Origin of the sequence: Streptomyces sp. NPDC006997 (assembly GCF_040635175.1) — a bacterium.
Lineage (GTDB): Bacteria > Actinomycetota > Actinomycetes > Streptomycetales > Streptomycetaceae > Streptomyces.
In genome coordinates, this window is sequence record NZ_JBEYHH010000010.1 from 30,443 (window position 1) to 48,896 (window position 18,454).

Sequence of the window (18,454 nt, forward strand, 5' to 3'; positions counted from 1 at the left end):
CAGGGGGTTTTGTGGACCCCCGACAAAACGCTAGGACTGGGGGTCCCCGTCGGCGAGACGTCCCAGGATGAGCGCGATCCGCAGCGTGAAGGCGGAGCGTACATCGGACGGCGACCAACCGGTGACGTCAGTCACACGTCGCAGCCGGTAGCGCACGGTGTTGGGATGGACGAAGAGCATCCGCGCGGCGCCTTCCAGACTGCTCGCCTGCTCCAGATACACGCTCAGCGTCTCCAGCAACGCGGACCCCGCGACCTCCAGCGGTCTGTAGATCTCCTCCACCAACTGCTCGCGCGCGCCGGGGTCCCCGGCTATGGCGCGCTCCGGAAGCAGATCGTCAGCGAGGACCGGGCGCGGGGCGTCCTGCCAGGCGAAGCACGCCTTCAGCCCCGCCGCGGCGGCCTGCGCGGACCGGGTCGCGGCCAGCAGGTCGGGCACCACGGGCCCGGCGACGACGGGCCCGGCGGCATAGGGCCCGATCAGCGACTTCGCGACGGCCAGCGGGTTGTCACTGCCCCCCGCGATCACCACCAGCCGGTTCCCGAGCACCCCGGTGAGCACCTGGAGCTTCGCGTGCCGGGCCGCGCGCCGAATGGCCTCCACGGTCAGCTCGCTGTCCCCGTCCGGCGCGGTCCCGAGGACGACGCACACGTGCTCCGGCGAGTTCCACCCCAGCGCGGCGGCCCGGCTCACGGCCCCCTCGTCGGCCTCCCCGCTCAGCACGGCGTTCACGACGAGCGACTCAAGCCGGGCGTCCCAGGCACCGCGTGCCTCGGCCGCCTGCGCGTACACCTGCGCGGTCGCGAAGGCGATCTCCCGCGCGTACACGAGGAGCGCCTCCCGCAGCACGCTCTCGTCGCCGGGCGCCGCGACCTCGTCGATCGCGGTCTCCATGACCTCGATCGTCGTCCGCACCATCTCCACGGTCTGCCGCAGCGTGATCGCCCGCGTCAGCTCACGCGGCGCGGTCCCGAACACGTCCGTGGAGATCGCCTGCGGGGCGTCCGGGCGCCGGAACCACTCCGTGAACGCGGCGATACCGGCCTGGGCGACCAGCCCGATCCAGGAACGGTTCTCCGGGGGCATCGCCCGGTACCACGGCAGCGTCTCGTCCATCCGCGCGATCGCCTGCGCGGCGAGCGAGCCGGAGGACTTCTCCAGCCGCCGCAGGGTCGCGGCGTGGGCGTGGACGGCGGGCGGGGAGGCGTCGGCGGCGCGGGTTTCGGGTTCGGGCACGGGACAAGACTGCCTTATCCGGCGCCGGACATGCGCCGGCGGGTCACAGTGCGCACGGGCGGGGGACGGGAGCGGGGCTACGGTGGACCCCGTGATGGACGTACGGCGCGCGGACGAGCGCTACCCAGGCGGCGACCCGCACGCGGGCATCGCCACCCGCCACGCCTTCTCCTTCGGCCCGCACTACGACCCCGACAACCTCCGCTTCGGCCCCCTGGTCGCCTGCAACGAGGAGCACCTCGCCCCCGGCGCGGGCTTCACCGAGCACCCGCACAGCCACACGGAGATCGTGACGTGGGTGGTCGAGGGCGAGCTGACCCACCGCGACTCGACGGGCCGGGAGACGGTGGTCCGCCCCGGCGACGTCCAGCGCCTGAGCGCCGCGTCGGGCGTCCGCCACGTGGAACGCAACGACGGCCCGACCCCCCTGGTCTTCCTCCAGATGTGGCTGGCCCCCCGGTCTCCCGGCGGCGACCCCTTCTACGAGATCGTCCGCGGCATCGCCGACTCCACGCCGTACGCCCTCCCCGAGGCGGGCGCGATGCTGCACGTACGGCGCCTGGGGGAGGGGGAGCGGACGGCGGTCCCGGACGCGCGGTACGGGTACGTCCATGTCGTACGGGGCGAGGTACGGCTGGGGGAGGAGCACCTGCGCCCGGGAGACGCGATGCGGCTCACGGACGAGAAAGGGGTGGAGGCGGTGGGCCTGTTCCCCGGCACGGAGCTGCTCCTCTGGGAAATGACGGAGGACTAACGCAGCCCGTCGACGAATGTCTGCCAGGCGGTTCCACCGACGGTGAGGATGGGACCAGAGGGGTTCTTGCTGTCCCGGACGGGGACGGTACCGGTGGGGCATCCGGGGGCGGCTTCTACGCACTCGCCGCCGGTGTTTCCGCTGTGCGAGGACTTATGCCACGCGGCGCCGCCAGTGACGGTGCACTCGACGCAGTCGCCGCCGGTGCTACCGCTGTGCGAGGACTTACGCCACACGGCGCCATCGGTGACGGTGCACTCGACGCAGTCGCCGCCGCTGGTGCCGCTGTAGGACGACTTTCGCCACGGCGCTGTGGTCAGGTCATGGCTGGTCCCCATAGCGTTCCTCCATCACACGAGCGATCAGTGCCGCCGAGTCCTCGGGGGAGAGGGCCGTGGCTTGCAGACGAGCGTAACCGACCGAACGCTCCCTGATCACTTGCGGGTTGGCAGTCATATGGCCCTGGTCGTAGCTCTCCACGTAGAACAGGTCCGGGTCGTCGTCGAACCTGAGGAGGTTGAAGGAACCCATCATTCCCGTGTGCTGCCCGACCGAGAACGGAACCACCTGGATCTGCACCCACGGGTCGTCATGGAACTCCAACAGGCGGGCCAGTTGCCCGCGCATGACGTCACGGCCACCGACGCACTGGAGCAGTGCGGCCTCGCTCATGACCACCCACAGAACCGGTGGCTGCTCGCGCCCCAGGATGCGCTGCCGGTCCAGCCGGGCCGCCACCATCTCGTCGACCCTGTCGGGATGATCGACGCCGAGCAGCGCCCGGGCGTAAGCCTCCGTCTGCAACAAGCCGTACACCACCTGCGCCTGGTACGCGGAGATGTACGTGGCGCGCGCCTCCATATCCGCGTACGGCTGGAACCACGTCGGGAGTTGGCTGCGCAGCACGAGCCCCACCAGCCGCGAGAACACCCCGTCCGTACCCAGTGCCGCGTCCACCCGCTCGGAGAAGTCCCGCGTCGGGACCTTCTTCGCGGTCTCGATCTGGCCCACCAGCGAACCCGTGCAGAAGATGATGTCGCCGAGCCGACCCTGTCTCAGGTCGGCCGCCTCCCGCAGGCGGCGCAGTTCGCCGCCGTAGTAGTGGAGCGGGGACGCGGTGGGGTCGAGCGTCTGGATGTGGGCCACGTGTGCACCTCCGGCCTGCAACGCCTCGCAGCGTTCGTTTCGTTGCGTAGTCGAGCGTATGCGGTGCGTCGCAGGATGGTGATGTGAATCAGGCAATTGGTCCGCAGGCGACGGACTTTCAGTCGAAGTACCGCGCCGAGTTCGCGTTGGGCGAGCACTCGGCACGGCACCTGCGCCGCATCCTGCGGCTGTACCTGACGGGCGCGGGTCTGCTCGACGTGGCGGACGCGGCCGAGCTGGCGCTGACGGAGCTGGTGGCGAACGTCGTACGGCATGTGCCGGGGCGCCGGTGCCGTATCTGCTTCCTGCTGCTGCCCGCCGCCGTGCGGGTGGAGGTGTCCGACAGCTGTCCGCGGCTGCCGGTCAGGGGCGGTGGGGACGCGCTCGCCGACAACGGGCGTGGCCTGCTGCTGGTGGACGCGGTGACCGACCGGTGGGGCGTGACGGTGCGCCCCACCGGGGACGGCAAGACGGTGTGGTTCGAATGCCGGGCCAAGTAGTCGGCTCAGCCGCGCCGCTTCTTCTCCTTGCGCGCCTTGACGGCGAGGCGCCGGGCCTCCTCCTGGTCCCACAGGGCCTTGAGTTCGAGGGAGCGTTCGTCGAGTTCGATCGGGGTGTCCTCGTCGTCCTCGGTCCAGAGTCCCTGCTCCTGGAGCTGCCGTTTCTGGACCAGCACCGGGGGTTCGGGGTCGTAGTCGCTGGGCCGGGGGCCTTCGGGACCGTCGGGACCGATGCGGATCAGCCGCTCGACGCGGGTGATCCGGTACCGGATCCCGTCGACGGTGAGGCTGTTGCCGCGCTTCTCGTCCAGGATGTCGGCGGCGCGGGCGTACTCGGCCCGTTTGTCGTCGGGGAGTCGCAGGGTGAACGGCGCCATGACCCGCAGCCACCCGGCGAGGCTGTCGCGGGCGCCCTGCGGGGTGGCGTTGGCGGTGCCGGGGTCGTGCGACTGCCACTCCCCGTCCCGCCGTTCGGAGACCATGAAGACGGCGGGCAGCAGCACACCGCCCGGACAGGCGTGGGCGGCGTGGCGCGCGTCGGCCAGGACGGCGGGGGGCGCGCTCTCGGGAGCCCCGACGAGCTGGAGGAGGTCGTACTTCAGGAGGCTCTCGGACAACCCCGCGCTCGTATAGGGGTCGACGACGAAGCCCTTGGTGCGCGACCGCTCCCGGTAGCCGTCCCCGGCCTCTCCGGGGTCGGGGTCGGAGGGGCGGGGCGGCTCGGGCCCGCTGCGTCCGACGCGGACGAACCGCGAGGCCCGCAGGACGCGGAACCGCTCGCCGCGGACGCGCACGTCGTTGACCACTTCCGCGTCCATGCGCTCGGCGGCGGCCATCCAAGTCGCGTGGGCCTCCACGTCACCGTCGGCCTCGGCCTTCTGGGCGCGCAACCTGAAGTGCGAGCCGAGGGAGTCCCGGGAGCCCTGCGGGGTGTCGCTACCGTACTCGGACAACTCCCAGCCACCGGTGTCGAGTTCCCGCGCGTAGAAGAACTCCGCGAGCCCCAGCCCTCTCAACTCGGGATAGCGCTCCCGCGCCTGCCACGCCTCCTGCTCGGCGAACGCCGCGATGGGCCCTTCCTGAGGGGCGACCCGGAACGTCAGATATCCGGGCACCCTGTCTTCGTAACCGGCCATGCACAGAGCGTGCCCGAACCGGGGGCGGTTTCGCCGGGGAACGGGGGAATCACACCGCCTCCGCGAGCACCGCGTCCGTGAACTCCGGCCACGCCGCGATCGCCCACTCCCCGAACGCCCGGTCCGTCAGGGCGACGCAGGCCAGGCCCGCGTCGGGGTCGAGCCACAGGAACGTGCCGGACTGGCCGAAGTGGCCGAAGGCGCGCGGGGAGGACGTGGCGCCGGTCCAGTGCGGGGACTTGCCGTCGCGGATCTCGAAGCCGAGGCCCCAGTCGTTGGGGTTCTGGTGGCCGTAGCCCGGCAGGACGCCCTTGGTGCCGGGGAACTGGACGGTCATCGCCTCGGCGACCGTGCGCGGGTCCAGCAGGCGCGGCGCCTGCACCTCGGCGGCGAAGCGGAGCAGGTCGTCGACGGTGGAGACGGCGTCCTTGGCGGGGGAGCCGGTGAGGGTCGTGGACGTCATGCCGAGGGGTTCGAGGACGGCCTGGCGCAGGTACTCGGGGAACGGGATCTCGGTCGCCTTGGCGACGTGGTCGCCGAGCGCCTCGAAACCGGTGTTGGAGTACAGCCGCCGCTCGCCGGGGCCGAACATCACGCGCTCGTCGTCGAAGGCCAGCCCCGAGGTGTGGGCGAGGAGGTGACGGACCGTGGCCCCGGCGGGCCCGGCCGGTTCGTCCAGCTCGACCGCGCCCTCCTCGTACGCGACCAGGACGGCGTACGCCGCCAGCGGCTTGGTGACCGAGGCCAGCGGGAAGGGGTGGCCGACCGGCCCGTGCCGTCCCAGCACCGTGCCGTCGGCCCGTACGACGCCCGCCGCGGCGGTGGGGACGGGCCAGTTCTCGATCAGCGCGAGGCTCTTCAGCGACATGCGGCCGAGCCTATGACACCGGCGCCCGCCCCCCGCCACCGACGGTTTTCTGCCGCCGCCGCTTGCTTGGAGCGCACTCCAAGGTCATAGCGTGGGGGGCATGACGGTGATGGAGACCACGGCCGCGGCGACCGCCACGGCCACCAGGACCGACAGCTGCGCCGGACCGCCCCAGCAGGAGCGGCGACCGGACGGACAGGACAGGTACACGATCAGCGAGGTCGTCGCCCTCACCGGTCTGTCGGCGCACACCCTGCGCTGGTACGAGCGCATCGGGCTGATGCCGCACATCGACCGGTCGCACACCGGGCAGCGGCGCTACCGCAACCGCGACCTCGACTGGCTCGACCTCGTCGGCAAGCTCCGGCTGACCGGGATGCCGGTCGCCGACATGGTGCGGTACGCCGAACTCGTCCGCGAGGGCGACCACACGTACACCGAACGCTTCGAACTGCTCAAGCAGACCCGGCAGGACGTGCTGGCCCGGATCGCGGAACTCCAGGGCACCCTCGCCGTCCTGGACCGGAAGATCGATTTCTACGCGGACGCCGGACACGCGCTGGCATCAGAGAGGTCCTCATGACGATCACGACGGTGAAGCTGGGCACGGACGGCCCCGAGGTGGGCGCCCAGGGCCTGGGCTGCATGGGCATGAGCTTCGCCTACGGCCCCGCGGACGCCGACGCCTCCCGGGCCACCCTGGAACGGGCGCTGGAACTCGGCGTCACCCTGTACGACACGGCCGACGCCTACGGTGCCGGGGAGAACGAGCGCTTCCTGTCGCCGTTCTTCAAGGCGCACCGCGACGAGGTCGTCATCGCGACCAAGTTCGCCCTGTCGATCCCGCCGGACGACCCCTCGAAGCGGGTCATCCGCAACGACCCGCCCTACATCCGCCAGGCGGTCGAGGCCAGCCTGAAGCGCCTCGACGTCGACGTGATCGACCTGTACTACATGCACCGGCGCGATGTGAACGTGCCGATCGAGGAGACCGTCGGCGCGATGGCCGACCTGGTGCGCGAGGGCAAGGTCAAGCAGCTCGGGCTGAGCGAGGTCACCGCCGACGAGCTGCGGGCGGCGCACGCCGTGCACCCGATCGCCGCGCTCCAGTCGGAGTGGTCGCTGTTCAGCCGGGACATCGAGGCGAACGTGGTCCCGGCCGCCGCGGAGCTGGGCGTCACCGTGGTGCCGTACTCGCCGCTCGGCCGCGGGTTCCTCACCGGTGCCTTCACCAACGCGGAGACCGACCTCACCGCGGACGACTTCCGCCGCCACCAGCCCCGGTTCACCGGCGACAACGCCGCCGCGAACGCCGCCCTCCTGGCCCCGGTCCGCGCGGTGGCCGAGGCGCACGGCGCGTCCCTCGGCCAGATCGCCCTGGCCTGGGTCCACCAGCAGTCGGCGGTCCACGGCCTGCCCCTGGTCCCGATCCCGGGCACCCGCAAGCCGAGCCGGGTGGAGGAGAACGTGGCGGCGACCGGCATCGTCCTGACGGAGGAGGAACTGGCCCAGCTCGACGGCATCGCGGCCCAGGTGGCGGGCGACCGCTACGCGGACATGCGGTTCTCTTCGGCGGGGCGCGAGTAACGGGCTTCTCAGGGGCGCGGGGCTGTATTGATACGCGGCTCCGCCGCGCGGGCGCGACCAGCCACGACGCACCCGCACCCGAAGAACCCCTGCTACAGCTCGGCCAACAACTCCGCCTTCTTGGACGAGAACTCCTCGTCGGTCACCAGACCGGCCTGGTGCAGCTCCCCGAGGTGACGGATCCGCTCGGCTATGTCGGCCGGGTCCCGGCGTGGTACCGCCGTCGCCGGGACCGCCGTCGATCTGCCGCGTACGGCGGACAGTACCGCCGCCGCGAAGGGGAGGGACTCGTGGACGGGCCCGTAGCCGAGGCCGAAGGTCACGGCGGCCGGGTCCTGGTCGGCGGGGACGGTGGTCGGGGTGCCGTCGCGGGGGAGGAGGCGCAGGTGGCCGTCGAGGCCGTCCGGGGACCGCCACTCCACCCCGCCCAGCTCGGTGACGGCGAAACTCTGGTCCCCGGCCTTCCACTTGGCGGTGGACGCGCCCGTCCAGAACCAGCGGAACCGCACCGTCGTCCCGTCGAAGGACGCCTTGCCGTCGTACGCCTTGAACGCGAGCGGCGCCTCGGGCGCCGCCACGAGGTGCCGGTCGGCGGGACCGGCGTCGTCGATCCGCGACCGCAGCCCGTCGGCGTACCGCTCGGCGAGGGACTCCCGCTCGGCGGGCAGCACCAGCCGGTACGGGTCGTGCGCGTCCTTCAACTGCCCCGCCGCCGCCTCCATCAGGGGGTCGGCGCCCGGCCTCGGCTCCGCCCGCAGTACGACGGTCCCGCGCTTGCCGGGGGAGAGCGTCACCCCCGCGAACGCCGCCAGGGGGACACGGCGTTCCCCGAGCGCCTGGAACAGCTTCGGTGTGCGGATCCCCCGCTCGTAGCGGATGAGCACGGAGTCGGTCCCGAACTCCCAGGCGGCATGAAATCCGGCCAGTACGTCACCCATGCGGCTCATCGTATGCGGCATGTGCTCGTTCGTCCCCTCCCCGCACGGACCGCAGTTCTTCCGTCTCTACGCGCGTCCGACCGGGTCCGTACGGGACAAACCCGCCCGGCACCCCCCGGCATCGTCGGCGCAGTGCACCGACGAGTATGCGCCGACCCCGATCTCGGCGAAGTTCCACAGGCTCTCCGTGCCGGGCTCGAAGTACCCGGCGTGCCCGTGCGCGCCGTCCGCCGACAGCACCCGCGCGCCGAACGCCGCGGACACCGGGTCGGCGCCGTGCCCGAGGCCGCCCAGTTCCAGGTAGGGCACGTCCTGGATCCAGTCGTCCGCGTCCCGCATCGCCCACACCCGGGCGGAGGTCCGCAGGTGCGTCGCCTTCTCGGCGCGCATCCCGGGGCTGCCCGCGACCGCGATGTCCGTCACCCGGTCCGGCAGCCGGTGCGCGGCGACCCCGCACACCACCGAGCCGTAGCTGTGGCAGAACAGCGAGACCGGCGCCCGGCCGGGCAGCGCACGCACCAGCGCGTCCAGCCGTACGGCACCGCGCTCGGCGCGCATCGCGGTCGCCGCGTCCATGCCGATACCGCTGGGTGCGGTGTAGTCGGCCCAGGCGATCACGGCCGTGGGCGTGCCGGGGCCGATCGCGCGCTCGGCCCGGTACAGCGACTCGGCCATGCCGACCGGGGCGCTGTACCTGCGCCGGGTGCGCTGGAAGGTGAGCAGGTCGGTGTCGACGCCGGGGACGACGACCGAGACCCGCTCGGCCCTGGTGAGGTCGCCGAAGACCTCGGCGACCCGGCCCGAGCCGTCCGGGCTGAACGCGAGGATGTTCCGGCCCGGCGTGAGCAGCGACTCCAGGCGGTGCATCCGGCGGCCCGCCTCGTACTGACCGGCCGGGGTGAGCCGGGGGTCGTGCATCCGTCGCCGCTCGACCGTGCGGGCCTGCGTGAGGGCGACGCGGTTGGCCCGGTAGCGCAGGCCCACGGGGGCGCCGTTCATGTTGCCGACGACCAGGGGGTAGCGGTGGGCCAGGTGGGCGCGGTCCGTGTCGGAGAGGGCGGCGAAGAAGCGGGCCAGCCGTTCGGGGGCGGACTGCGGGTCGGGCAGGTGGCGTCCGTGCAGCCTGCCGTGTTCCCAGGCGCTGACCGCAGCCCGGAACGGCGTCGACTCCCGCTCGCCCCGCAGCGCGGTCCAGCCGGAGGTCGCCAGCATCACGAACACGACGGCCAGCGCGAGCAGTGCGCGCCAGACGCCGAGTTGCGGGGAGGTGTCGAAGGAAGTCACTGGGAGGACACACTAGGAGAACGGGACGGTCTCACGTGAATCAAGTGATGGGGATCACGTTTGAGAACCAGGGCCAGAGTTGGGGTGGCAATGCGGTCAACTCTGGTCGATAAGTGACGATTCGGTGTGACGGAGTCCACAGGGTCGACAGGGAATCCCGCCCGTTCCCCCGGCGTGTTCAGGCCCCGGGCGCCCGCCAGTCGCCCGCCAGTGCCGGGCCGACCTGGTCGAGGTAGCGCGCCGTCAGCGCCCGGATCGCGGGCACGCTGAAGTCGCCGTCCGCGCCCCACTGCCGTTCGGTGGCCCGGATCACCCCGCTGAAGACGGCCACCGCCACCCGGGGCCGCGGGTCGGTGTCCGCGTCGAGCCCCTCCCGCTCGGCGATCACCCGCGTGACCAGCTCCTCGGTCTCCATGGCCCGCCGCAGATGGGCGGCGAGCAGCACCGGCGTCGACTCGACCACCCGCCACATCCGCAGGTGCAGTTTGACGGGTACGACGGCCTCGATGGCGTCGCTGATGGTGTCCCAGCCCTCCAGGATCGCCCGGCGCAGCGCCTCCATGGGCGGTTCGTGCGGCGGCCTGGCCCGCACCGCGGCGACGAAGTGCTCCTCCGCCAGCGCCTGGAGCGCCAGGGCGGCCTCCTCCTTGCCCGCGAAGTAGCGGAAGAAGGTCCGCTGCGAGACCTCGACGGCCTCGGCGATCTCGTCCACGGTGGTGCGCTCGTACCCCTGCTCGGTGAACAGCTCCAGCGCGGCACGCACCAGCGCGTCCCGGGTGCGGCGCTTCTTGCGCTCGCGCAGTCCGATGCTCTGTTCACCATTCAAGGAACCGTCTCTCCTGTTCGGTCGTCCAGCGGGAGTGTCGCGTCAGTTACCGACTTGTGAATACGTTTGTCAACTGTCAGCGGCTGTCATTAGCCTCGTCGGCATGACTAGTCAGACCACCATCGACGCGGCGGGGCCGTCGGACGCGACCCCCGGCAAGGGGCTGCGCGGCCACCCCTGGTTCACGCTCATCACCGTCGCCGTAGGGGTCATGATGGTCGCCCTGGACGGCACCATCGTGGCGATCGCCAACCCGGCCATCCAGAAGGACCTGGACGCCAGCTTCGCCGACGTCCAGTGGATCACCAACGGCTACTTCCTGGCCCTGGCCGTCTGCCTGATCACCGCGGGCAAGCTCGGTGACCGCTTCGGCCACCGTCAGACCTTCCTCGTCGGCGTCGTCGGCTTCGCCGCCGCATCCGGCGCCATCGGACTGTCCAGCAGCATCGCGCTGGTCGTCACCTTCCGCGTCCTCCAGGGCCTGTTCGGCGCGCTGCTGATGCCCGCCGCGCTCGGGCTGCTGCGGGCCACCTTCCCGGCCGAGAAGCTGAACATGGCCATCGGCATCTGGGGCATGGTCATCGGCGCCTCCACCGCGGGCGGCCCGATCCTCGGCGGCGTGCTCGTCGAGCACGTCAACTGGCAGTCCGTCTTCTTCATCAACGTCCCCGTCGGCGTCCTCGCCCTCGCGCTCGGGGCGTGGATCCTGCTCGACCACCGCGCCGAGAACGCCCCGCGGTCCTTCGACATCCTCGGCATCGTGCTGCTCTCCGTGGCGATGTTCTGCCTGGTCTGGGCCCTCATCAAGGCCCCCACCTGGGGCTGGGGCGACGGCAGGACCTGGCTGTTCCTCGTCGCGTCGGTCGCCCTGTTCGTGGTCTTCGCCCTCTGGGAGACCCGGGTGAAGGAGCCGCTGATCCCGCTCGCGCTGTTCCGCTCGGTGTCGCTGTCGGCCGGTGTCGTCCTGATGGTCCTGATGGCCATCGCCTTCATGGGCGGCCTCTTCTTCGTCACGTTCTACCTGCAGAACGTGCACGGCATGAGCCCCGTCGACGCCGGTCTGCACCTGCTGCCGCTCACCGGCATGATGATCGTCGGCTCGCCGCTCGCCGGGGCCGCGATCACCGCGGTGGGCCCGCGCGTCCCGCTGGTCACCGGCATGGCCTGCACCGCCGTCGCCATGTGGGGCGTCTCCACCCTGGAGACCGACACCGGCAGCGGCCTGATGTCCCTCTGGTTCGCCCTGCTGGGCCTCGGCCTCGCCCCCGTCATGGTCGGCGCCACCGAGGTCATCGTCGGCAACGCCCCGCTGGAGCTGTCCGGGGTCGCCGGCGGCCTCCAGCAGTCCGCCATGCAGATCGGCGGCAGCCTGGGTACGGCCGTCCTGGGCGCCATCATGGCCTCCAAGGTCGACAGCGACCTGCCCGGCAACTGGGCCGACGCGGGGCTGCCACCGCTGAGCCCCGAGCAGATGGACCAGGCGTCGGAGGCGGTCCAGGTCGGCGCGGCGCCGGTGACCCCCGAAACCCCCGCGCAGGTCGCCGCCCAGATCACCGACGTCGCCCACGACACCTTCATCTCCGGCATGAGCCTGGCCTCCCTCACCGCGGCCGGGGTCGCGGCGGTCGCCGTGCTGGTGGCCTTCCTGGCCAAGCGCGGGGAGAACGCGGAGGCGGGCGGAGGAGCGGTACACGTCTGAACGCCCTTGACAAGGGACGGGGGTTGAGTTGCGCGGGCGGGGTACTCGCGTGTCGAAGGCCGAACACACCGACCAACTCCGGGAGTTGATGATGGCGGGCTTCGGACAGAGCGCGCGCAGGAACCCCCGCTCGCGTGGCCGGACGTGGTCACGGACCGGGCCGGATCGCGCGACGCTCGGAATCATCGGTGCCATCTGCGCTGTCGCTGGCTTCTTCGTGCTGGGGATCATCCTCGGTCCGGCGGCGATCGTCTGCGGGTGGCTCGCCATGGGCCGCACCTGGACGGGCTCCCGCCACGTCCCGGCCCTGATAGCGGTGGTCCTGGGCGCGATAGACACCCTGCTGGCCCTGATCTGGCTCGCGGGGGCGGCGTCCCCGGGGGCGGGGGTCTTCTAACCCCTGCGCGGGGACCTGCGGGCCGTCACTGGCCGGTCGCGCGGTTCCCCGCGCCCCTGGGCGGGCTCAGTCACGCCTGCCCAACCGTGCCGCCCCGGCTGCGCGCACCGTCACGCCCGCCTACCCGTGCCGCCCCGGCTGCGGGCAGTCGTGCCGCTGGGGCGGCGCCCGATCCGCGGAAGCGGCGCCCGTTGGTGGCACCCGATCCGCGGAAGCGACGCCCGTTGGTGCCGGGCGGGCGACCCACCCCGCGCGAGCGGCGACGCCGGGCACCAGGTCACCGAGGGTCCAGCTCCGTCGGCCGCTCCCGCACCGCGCCGGAGGCGATCGCGGCCACCTCCGCCCGCAACGCCCGCACCTCCTCCGTGAGCGCCACGATCGCCTCCGTCTGCCGCCGCTCCTCCGCGTCGTCCATCTCGAACCGGGCGATGAACCACGCGGCGATGTTCGCGGTGACCACACCCAGCAACGCGATCCCCGACAGCATCAGCCCGATCGCCAGCACCCGCCCCAGGCCGGTCGTCGGCGCCATGTCCCCGTACCCCACGGTGGTCATCGTGGTGAACGCCCACCAGATCGCGTCCCCCAGCGTGTGGATCGACGCCCCCGGCTTCCCCCGCTCGACCTCCAGCACGGCGAGCGCCCCGAACACCAGCAGCCCCAGGCACGACCCCGCGACATACGTCGTCACCCGCACCTGCGACGCCACCCGCGCCCGCTGCCCCGCGAGCAGCAGCAGCGACACCAGCTTCAGCAGCCGCAACGGCTGGAGCAACGGCAGGACGACCGCCAGCAACGCCAGCGGGTTGCCGCGGACGAACCGCAGCCGGTCCTCCGTCAGCCACAGCCGGGCGAGGTAGTCGACGGCGAACGCACCCCACACCGTCCAGTTGGCGACGTGGCAGGCGGTCAGCATCGCCTCCGGCGCGTCCGGCTCGACGATCGGATAGGCGTAGGCGAGGGCGAAGACGACGGCGAGGACCAGCAGCGGCCCCTGCGTGCGTCGCTCCCAGCGGTCCCGGGCGGTGGATGCGGTGACGTCGGACATGCGGGCCATCGTAGGAAACGGTGGGGGCGGCGCGGACGGATCCGCACCGCCCCCACCCCACGGGCCTACGCGTCGCCCCCGGCCGTCCCCGGGTCCGCCGCCGCCACGTCCAGCAGCTGGTACCGGTCGATCGCCTGCTTCAGCACCGACCGGTCCACCTTCCCCTCCTTCGCCAGCTCCGCCAGCACGCCCACCACGATCGACTCGGCGTCGATGTGGAAGAAGCGCCGCGCCGCGCCCCGGGTGTCCGCGAAGCCGAAGCCGTCCGCGCCCAGCGACTGGTACGTCCCCGGCACCCACCGCGCGATCTGGTCCGGCACCGACCGCATCCAGTCGGACACCGCCAGGAACGGCCCCTGCGCCTCGCCCAGCTTCCGGGTGACGTACGGCACCCGCTGCTCCTCCTCCGGGTGCAGCAGGTTGTGCCGCTCGCAGTCCACCGCCTCGCGCCGCAGCTCGTTCCAGGAGGTCGCGGACCAGACCCCGGCCTGGACGTTCCACTGCTCGGCGAGGATCCGCTGGGCCTCCAGGGCCCACGGCACCGCGACACCGGAGGCGAGGATCTGCGCCGGGATGGTCCCGGAGGTGCCCTCACTGATGCGGTGGACGCCCTTGAGGATGCCCTCGACGTCGACGTCCTCCGGCTCGGCGGGGTGCTGGATCGGCTCGTTGTAGACGGTCAGGTAGTAGAAGACGTCCTCACCGTGCGGATGCCGCTGGTCGGAGCCGTACATCCGGCGCAGGCCGTCCTGCACGATGTGCGCGATCTCATACCCGTACGCCGGGTCGTAGGCGACGCACGCCGGGTTGGTGGACGCCAGCAGCTGCGAGTGGCCGTCCGCGTGCTGGAGGCCCTCGCCGGTCAGGGTCGTACGGCCGGCGGTCGCGCCCAGGACGAAACCGCGCGCCAGCTGGTCGGCCATCTGCCAGAACTGGTCGCCGGTGCGCTGGAAACCGAACATCGAGTAGAAGACGTACACCGGGACCAGCGGTTCGCCGTGCGTCGCGTACGCCGACCCGGCCGCCACCAGCGACGCGGTGCAGCCCGCCTCGGAGATGCCGTCGTGCAGCATCTGGCCGGTCGGGGACTCCTTGTAGGCGAGCAGCAGCTCCCGGTCCACCGACTCGTACTGCTGGCCGAGCGGGTTGTAGATCTTCGCACTCGGGAAGAAGGAGTCCATGCCGAAGGTGCGGTACTCGTCCGGCGCGATCAGCACGAACCGCTTGCCGAGTTCCTTGTCCCGCATGAGGTCCTTCAGCAGCCGTACGAACGCCATGGTCGTGGCGATCTGCTGCTGACCGGTGCCCTTCTTCACGGTCGCGTACGTCTTGTCCGGGGGCAGCGGCAGCGGCTTGGAGCGCACCACCCGCGTCGGCACGTACCCGCCGAGGCCCTTGCGGCGGTCGTGCATGTACTGGATCTCCTCCGAGTCCCGGCCCGGGTGGTAGTACGGCGGCGCGCCGGACTCCAGGTCCTTGTCGGAGATCGGCAGGTGGAGGCGGTCCCGGAAGCGCTTCAGGTCGTCGACCGTCAGCTTCTTCATCTGGTGCGTGGCGTTGCGGCCCTCGAAGTTCGGGCCGAGCGTCCAGCCCTTGATCGTCTTGGCGAGGATCACCGTCGGCTGGCCCTGGTGCTCCACGGCCGCCTTGAACGCCGCGTACACCTTGCGGTGGTCGTGGCCGCCGCGCCCGAGGTGCAGGATCTGCTCGTCGGTCATGTTCTCGACCATCGCGCGCAGCCGGTGGTCGTCGCCGAAGAAGTGCTCGCGGATGTAGGCGCCGGACTCGGTGGCGTACGTCTGGAACTGGCCGTCCGGCGTCGTGTTCATCCTGTTGACCAGGACGCCGTCGCGGTCCTGGGCGAGCAGCGGGTCCCAGGTGCGGTCCCAGATCAGCTTGATCACGTTCCAGCCCGCGCCCCGGAACACCGACTCCAGCTCCTGGATGACCTTGCCGTTGCCGCGCACCGGCCCGTCCAGGCGCTGGAGGTTGCAGTTGACGACGAAGGTGAGGTTGTCCAGGCCCTCCCGCGCGGCGATGGTCAGCTGGCCCAGCGACTCCGGCTCGTCCATCTCGCCGTCGCCGAGGAACGCCCACACGTGCGACTTCGAGGTGTCCGCGATCCCGCGCGCGTGCATGTAGCGGTTCATCCGCGCCTGGTAGATCGCGCCGATCGGGCCGAGGCCCATCGACACCGTCGGGAACTCCCAGAAGCCCGGCATCAGCCGCGGGTGCGGGTACGAGGACAGCCCGTACGGCGCCTTGGACTTCTCCTGGCGGAACCCGTCGAGGTGCTGCTCGGAGAGGCGGTCCAGCAGGTACGCGCGGGCGTAGATGCCCGGCGAGGCGTGGCCCTGGAAGAAGACCTGGTCGCCGCCGTCGCCCTCGTCCTTGCCCCGGAAGAAGTGGTTGAAGCCCACGTCGTAGAGGGAGGCGGAGGAGGCGAACGTGGCGATGTGGCCGCCGACGCCGATGCCGGGGCGCTGCGCGCGCGAGACCATCACGGCGGCGTTCCACCGGGTGGCGTTGAGGATCCTGCGCTCGATCTCCTCGTTGCCGGGGAAGAACGGCTCGTCCCGGGTGGCGATCGTGTTGACGTAGTCCGTGCTGCGCATCTCGGGCACGGCCACACGCTTCTCACGGGCCCGTTCGATCAGCCGCAGCATCAGGTAGCGGGCGCGCTCCCGCCCGCGCTCGTCGATCGCGGCGTCGAGTGAGTCGAGCCACTCCTGGGTTTCCTCGGGATCGAAGTCAGGAACCTGACTCGGAAGGCCGCCAATGATGATCGGATTGCGATCGGATCCGGAAGCCACGCTGATCCTTACCTGTCAGAGGGTTGTCCATATGCGTGCGCCGATGCCTGCGCCGTCCCCCATCGTCTACCTCGGCGCGGCAAACGTCATCTCTACCCCGGGGTAACCGAGACCTTCGTCAGCTCTCGGCGCAAAAGCCTTCGAAATCCGTACCCGTATATGGTTCCCAAACGCGCAAACAGGGCACAACGGTGTGGTGTGCGTCACCAACAGTCGCGGAAGTGTGGCGTGGGTTGCGGCGACAGCGCCGGGATCGTCACCGTTTCGGCGGTCCGAACCGCCGGGTACTTGCGCGATCCGCCCCGCCCGTGTGGACTACGGCCAATGCTTCGCGCACGCGCGTGGCTGAGATCCCCCGGACTCGAAGGAGCGGGGGACACCCCAATCCAAAGACATGATCAGGAGGCAACCCGTGAGCGCGACCGCGGACCACGCGGAGGAGCGGACGAACCCCGCCGTAAGGCTGGGGTTCCAGCCCGGGCAGGTGGTCCAGGAGATCGGCTACGACGACGACGTCGACCAGGAACTCCGCGATGCCATCGAGGAAGCCATCGGCAGCGACCTGATGGACGAGGAGTACGACGACGTGGCCGACGCCGTCGTGCTGTGGTTCCGCGACGACGACGGCGACCTGACGGATGCGCTGGTGGATGCCACCACGTACATCGAGGAAGGCGGCGCCATCCTGCTCCTGACGCCGAAGACCGGCCGTTCGGGGTACGTCGAGCCGAGTGACATCTCGGAGGCCGCGACGACGGCCGGACTGACGGCGTCCAAGAGCGTCAGCGTCGGCAAGGACTGGAGCGGCAGCCGCCTGGCCACCCCCAAGGCGGCCAAGTCCAAGAAGTGAACGCCCGCCGAGCGCGGCCCCCGGCCGGGGTCACCCCTGGCCGGAGCCGCGCTCGGAACCGGGTCGCGCGCCGGAACCCGGTGGCCGCTGCGTAGGGTGGGTGATCCACCCGAACAGCCCCACTGGAGGGATGACGCATGGCGATCCAGGTCGGCGAGAAGGCGCCCGACTTCGAACTGAAGGACAACCACGGCCGCACCGTGCGGCTCTCCGACCTCCGCGGCGACAAGAACGTGGTGCTGCTCTTCTACCCGTTCGCCTTCACCGGCGTGTGCACCGGTGAGCTGTGCGAGGTGCGCGACAACCTCCCGAGGTTCTCCGACCGCGACACCCAGGTGCTCGCCGTCTCCAACGACTCCATCCACACCCTGCGCGTCTTCGCCGAGCAGGAGGGCCTGGAGTACCCGCTGCTCAGCGACTTCTGGCCGCACGGCGAGACCTCGCGCGCCTACGGCGTCTTCGACGAGGCCAAGGGCTGCGCCGTGCGCGGCACCTTCGTCATCGACAAGGAGGGCGTCGTGCGCTGGACCGTCGTCAACGGTCTGCCGGACGCCCGTGACCTGAACGAGTACGTCACCGCGCTCGACACCCTGTGATTCTTCGGTCGCAAGCACTGCGGGCGGTGGGAACCCGTCACTAGGATCGAGTCGTTTGATCCGATAGCAACGCATGACGGGGCTTCCCGCCCCTGGACACCAATGGAGGACTCGTGGGAGTCAGCCTCAGCAAGGGCGGCAACGTATCGCTGACCAAGGAGGCGCCGGGCCTGACCGCGGTCATCGTCGGTCTGGGGTGGGACGTGCGCACCACGACCGGCACCGACTTCGACCTCGACGCCAGCGCGCTGCTGCTGAACAGCGCGGGCAAGGTCGCCAGTGACCAGCACTTCATCTTCTTCAACAACCTCAAGAGCCCCGACGGCTCGGTGGAGCACACCGGTGACAACATCACCGGTGAGGGCGAGGGCGACGACGAGCAGATCAAGATCAACCTGGCCGGGGTCCCGGCCGACATCGAGAAGATCGTCTTCCCGGTCTCGATCTACGACGCCGAGAACCGCCAGCAGTCCTTCGGTCAGGTGCGCAACGCGTTCATCCGCGTCGTCAACCAGGCCGGAGAGGCGGAGATCGCGCGCTACGACCTCAGCGAGGACGCCTCCACCGAGACCGCGATGGTCTTCGGTGAGCTGTACCGGCACGGCGCGGAGTGGAAGTTCCGGGCCATCGGGCAGGGGTACGCCTCGGGTCTGCGCGGCATCGCGCAGGACTTCGGCGTGAACGTCTGACGTCCCCCGCTCCACCGGCTCGTCGTTTCACCGTCCGGCGCCGCACCGACCGCGTGCGGCGCCGGACGCGCAGGACAACCAAAGAGG

The 18,454-nt window shown here is 71.1% G+C and carries 19 protein-coding genes; 9 read left to right on the plus strand and 10 right to left on the minus strand.

From position 1 onward, the window contains the following. Positions 1-30 precede the first annotated feature (30 nt). On the minus strand, positions 31-1,236 hold the full coding sequence (locus ABZ659_RS12155) for a helix-turn-helix domain-containing protein (protein WP_360216995.1): 1,206 nt from the start codon (positions 1,234-1,236) through the stop codon (positions 31-33). Between the two features lie 94 nt (positions 1,237-1,330). Here ABZ659_RS12155 and ABZ659_RS12160 point away from each other — a divergent pair, with 94 nt between their 5' ends. Next, the gene (locus ABZ659_RS12160; RefSeq protein ID WP_360217484.1) at positions 1,331-1,990 is read left to right on the plus strand and encodes a pirin family protein; all 660 of its coding nucleotides are present in this window, start codon (positions 1,331-1,333) and stop codon (positions 1,988-1,990) included. Here ABZ659_RS12160 and ABZ659_RS12165 read toward each other — a convergent pair. Then, entirely contained in the window at positions 1,987-2,328 is a 342-nt protein-coding gene (locus tag ABZ659_RS12165; protein ID WP_360216998.1) for a DUF397 domain-containing protein, read from the minus strand. The genes ABZ659_RS12160 and ABZ659_RS12165 overlap by 4 nt on opposite strands. Beyond that, positions 2,312-3,136 carry a helix-turn-helix transcriptional regulator gene (locus ABZ659_RS12170; RefSeq protein ID WP_360217001.1) on the minus strand — a complete coding sequence of 275 codons (825 nt, stop codon included), beginning with the start codon at positions 3,134-3,136 and terminating at the stop codon, positions 2,312-2,314. Before ABZ659_RS12170 ends, ABZ659_RS12165 begins: the two co-directional genes overlap by 17 nt. Before the next feature lie 83 nt (positions 3,137-3,219). Between ABZ659_RS12170 and ABZ659_RS12175 the strand changes: the two genes are divergently transcribed. Next, positions 3,220-3,636: an ATP-binding protein gene (locus ABZ659_RS12175; RefSeq protein ID WP_360217004.1), complete on the plus strand. Its 417-nt coding sequence runs from the start codon at positions 3,220-3,222 to the stop codon at positions 3,634-3,636. A 5-nt stretch (positions 3,637-3,641) separates the two neighbouring features. Here ABZ659_RS12175 and ABZ659_RS12180 read toward each other — a convergent pair whose 3' ends face one another. Both ABZ659_RS12180 and ABZ659_RS12185 read right to left on the minus strand, forming a co-directional pair. Then, positions 3,642-4,772 (minus strand): DUF5954 family protein, encoded by a 1,131-nt coding sequence (locus tag ABZ659_RS12180; protein WP_360217007.1) that lies wholly within the window; start codon positions 4,770-4,772, stop codon positions 3,642-3,644. A gap of 49 nt (positions 4,773-4,821) precedes the next feature. Continuing rightward, positions 4,822-5,640: a serine hydrolase domain-containing protein gene (locus tag ABZ659_RS12185; RefSeq protein WP_360217010.1), complete on the minus strand. Its 819-nt coding sequence runs from the start codon at positions 5,638-5,640 to the stop codon at positions 4,822-4,824. 100 nt (positions 5,641-5,740) lie between these two features. On the opposite strand from ABZ659_RS12185, the gene ABZ659_RS12190 reads away from it, so the two are divergent. Further along, the gene (locus ABZ659_RS12190) at positions 5,741-6,223 is read left to right on the plus strand and encodes a MerR family transcriptional regulator (protein ID WP_360217013.1); all 483 of its coding nucleotides are present in this window, start codon (positions 5,741-5,743) and stop codon (positions 6,221-6,223) included. After that, the gene (locus ABZ659_RS12195; protein WP_360217016.1) at positions 6,220-7,227 is read left to right on the plus strand and encodes an aldo/keto reductase; all 1,008 of its coding nucleotides are present in this window, start codon (positions 6,220-6,222) and stop codon (positions 7,225-7,227) included. Before ABZ659_RS12190 ends, ABZ659_RS12195 begins: the two co-directional genes overlap by 4 nt. Positions 7,228-7,319: 92 nt before the next feature. Here ABZ659_RS12195 and ABZ659_RS12200 read toward each other — a convergent pair whose 3' ends face one another. The 3 genes from ABZ659_RS12200 to ABZ659_RS12210 form a co-directional block, all read right to left on the minus strand. Beyond that, positions 7,320-8,174, minus strand: a complete 855-nt coding sequence (locus tag ABZ659_RS12200) for a DUF4429 domain-containing protein (protein ID WP_360217019.1) — start codon at positions 8,172-8,174, stop codon at positions 7,320-7,322. 57 nt (positions 8,175-8,231) lie between these two features. Then, positions 8,232-9,449: an alpha/beta hydrolase gene (locus tag ABZ659_RS12205; protein WP_360217022.1), complete on the minus strand. Its 1,218-nt coding sequence runs from the start codon at positions 9,447-9,449 to the stop codon at positions 8,232-8,234. A 178-nt stretch (positions 9,450-9,627) separates the two neighbouring features. Continuing rightward, positions 9,628-10,275: a TetR family transcriptional regulator gene (locus tag ABZ659_RS12210; RefSeq protein ID WP_360217025.1), complete on the minus strand. Its 648-nt coding sequence runs from the start codon at positions 10,273-10,275 to the stop codon at positions 9,628-9,630. 103 nt (positions 10,276-10,378) lie between these two features. On the opposite strand from ABZ659_RS12210, the gene ABZ659_RS12215 reads away from it, so the two are divergent. Together ABZ659_RS12215 and ABZ659_RS12220 are read left to right on the plus strand one after the other, a co-directional pair. Further along, positions 10,379-11,974 carry an MFS transporter gene (locus ABZ659_RS12215; protein ID WP_360217028.1) on the plus strand — a complete coding sequence of 532 codons (1,596 nt, stop codon included), beginning with the start codon at positions 10,379-10,381 and terminating at the stop codon, positions 11,972-11,974. Positions 11,975-12,062: 88 nt separating this feature from the next. Continuing rightward, positions 12,063-12,371, plus strand: coding sequence for a small hydrophobic protein (locus tag ABZ659_RS12220; RefSeq protein WP_360217487.1), 309 nt, complete (start codon positions 12,063-12,065; stop codon positions 12,369-12,371). Positions 12,372-12,648: 277 nt separating this feature from the next. On the opposite strand, the gene ABZ659_RS12225 is transcribed toward ABZ659_RS12220, so the two are convergent. Next, the gene (locus tag ABZ659_RS12225; protein ID WP_360217031.1) at positions 12,649-13,428 is read right to left on the minus strand and encodes a potassium channel family protein; all 780 of its coding nucleotides are present in this window, start codon (positions 13,426-13,428) and stop codon (positions 12,649-12,651) included. A 56-nt stretch (positions 13,429-13,484) separates the two neighbouring features. Next, positions 13,485-16,232, minus strand: coding sequence for a pyruvate dehydrogenase (acetyl-transferring), homodimeric type (gene aceE / locus ABZ659_RS12230; protein ID WP_360217034.1), 2,748 nt, complete (start codon positions 16,230-16,232; stop codon positions 13,485-13,487). A gap of 412 nt (positions 16,233-16,644) precedes the next feature. On the opposite strand from aceE, the gene ABZ659_RS12235 reads away from it, so the two are divergent. The 3 genes from ABZ659_RS12235 (at position 16,645) to ABZ659_RS12245 (ending at position 18,367) form a co-directional block, all read left to right on the plus strand. Next, the gene (locus tag ABZ659_RS12235; protein ID WP_360217037.1) at positions 16,645-17,082 is read left to right on the plus strand and encodes a DUF3052 domain-containing protein; all 438 of its coding nucleotides are present in this window, start codon (positions 16,645-16,647) and stop codon (positions 17,080-17,082) included. Positions 17,083-17,219: 137 nt separating this feature from the next. Further along, the gene (locus ABZ659_RS12240) at positions 17,220-17,678 is read left to right on the plus strand and encodes a peroxiredoxin (RefSeq protein ID WP_360217040.1); all 459 of its coding nucleotides are present in this window, start codon (positions 17,220-17,222) and stop codon (positions 17,676-17,678) included. Positions 17,679-17,791: 113 nt separating this feature from the next. Continuing rightward, a complete protein-coding gene (locus ABZ659_RS12245) occupies positions 17,792-18,367 on the plus strand; it encodes a calcium homeostasis/redox stress adaptation protein (protein ID WP_360217043.1) in 576 nt (191 codons plus the stop codon). The last annotated feature ends 87 nt before the right edge of the window (positions 18,368-18,454 follow it).

Coding starts and splice junctions, on each gene's coding strand:
- ABZ659_RS12160 (WP_360217484.1), top strand. CDS start 1,331: ATGGACGTACGGCGCGCGGACGAGCGCTACCCAGGCGGCGACCCGCAC.
- ABZ659_RS12165 (WP_360216998.1), bottom strand. CDS start 2,328: ATGGGGACCAGCCATGACCTGACCACAGCGCCGTGGCGAAAGTCGTCC.
- ABZ659_RS12180 (WP_360217007.1), bottom strand. CDS start 4,772: ATGGCCGGTTACGAAGACAGGGTGCCCGGATATCTGACGTTCCGGGTC.
- ABZ659_RS12185 (WP_360217010.1), bottom strand. CDS start 5,640: ATGTCGCTGAAGAGCCTCGCGCTGATCGAGAACTGGCCCGTCCCCACC.
- ABZ659_RS12190 (WP_360217013.1), top strand. CDS start 5,741: ATGACGGTGATGGAGACCACGGCCGCGGCGACCGCCACGGCCACCAGG.
- ABZ659_RS12195 (WP_360217016.1), top strand. CDS start 6,220: ATGACGATCACGACGGTGAAGCTGGGCACGGACGGCCCCGAGGTGGGC.
- ABZ659_RS12200 (WP_360217019.1), bottom strand. CDS start 8,174: ATGAGCCGCATGGGTGACGTACTGGCCGGATTTCATGCCGCCTGGGAG.
- ABZ659_RS12215 (WP_360217028.1), top strand. CDS start 10,379: ATGACTAGTCAGACCACCATCGACGCGGCGGGGCCGTCGGACGCGACC.
- ABZ659_RS12220 (WP_360217487.1), top strand. CDS start 12,063: ATGATGGCGGGCTTCGGACAGAGCGCGCGCAGGAACCCCCGCTCGCGT.
- ABZ659_RS12225 (WP_360217031.1), bottom strand. CDS start 13,428: ATGGCCCGCATGTCCGACGTCACCGCATCCACCGCCCGGGACCGCTGG.
- ABZ659_RS12240 (WP_360217040.1), top strand. CDS start 17,220: ATGGCGATCCAGGTCGGCGAGAAGGCGCCCGACTTCGAACTGAAGGAC.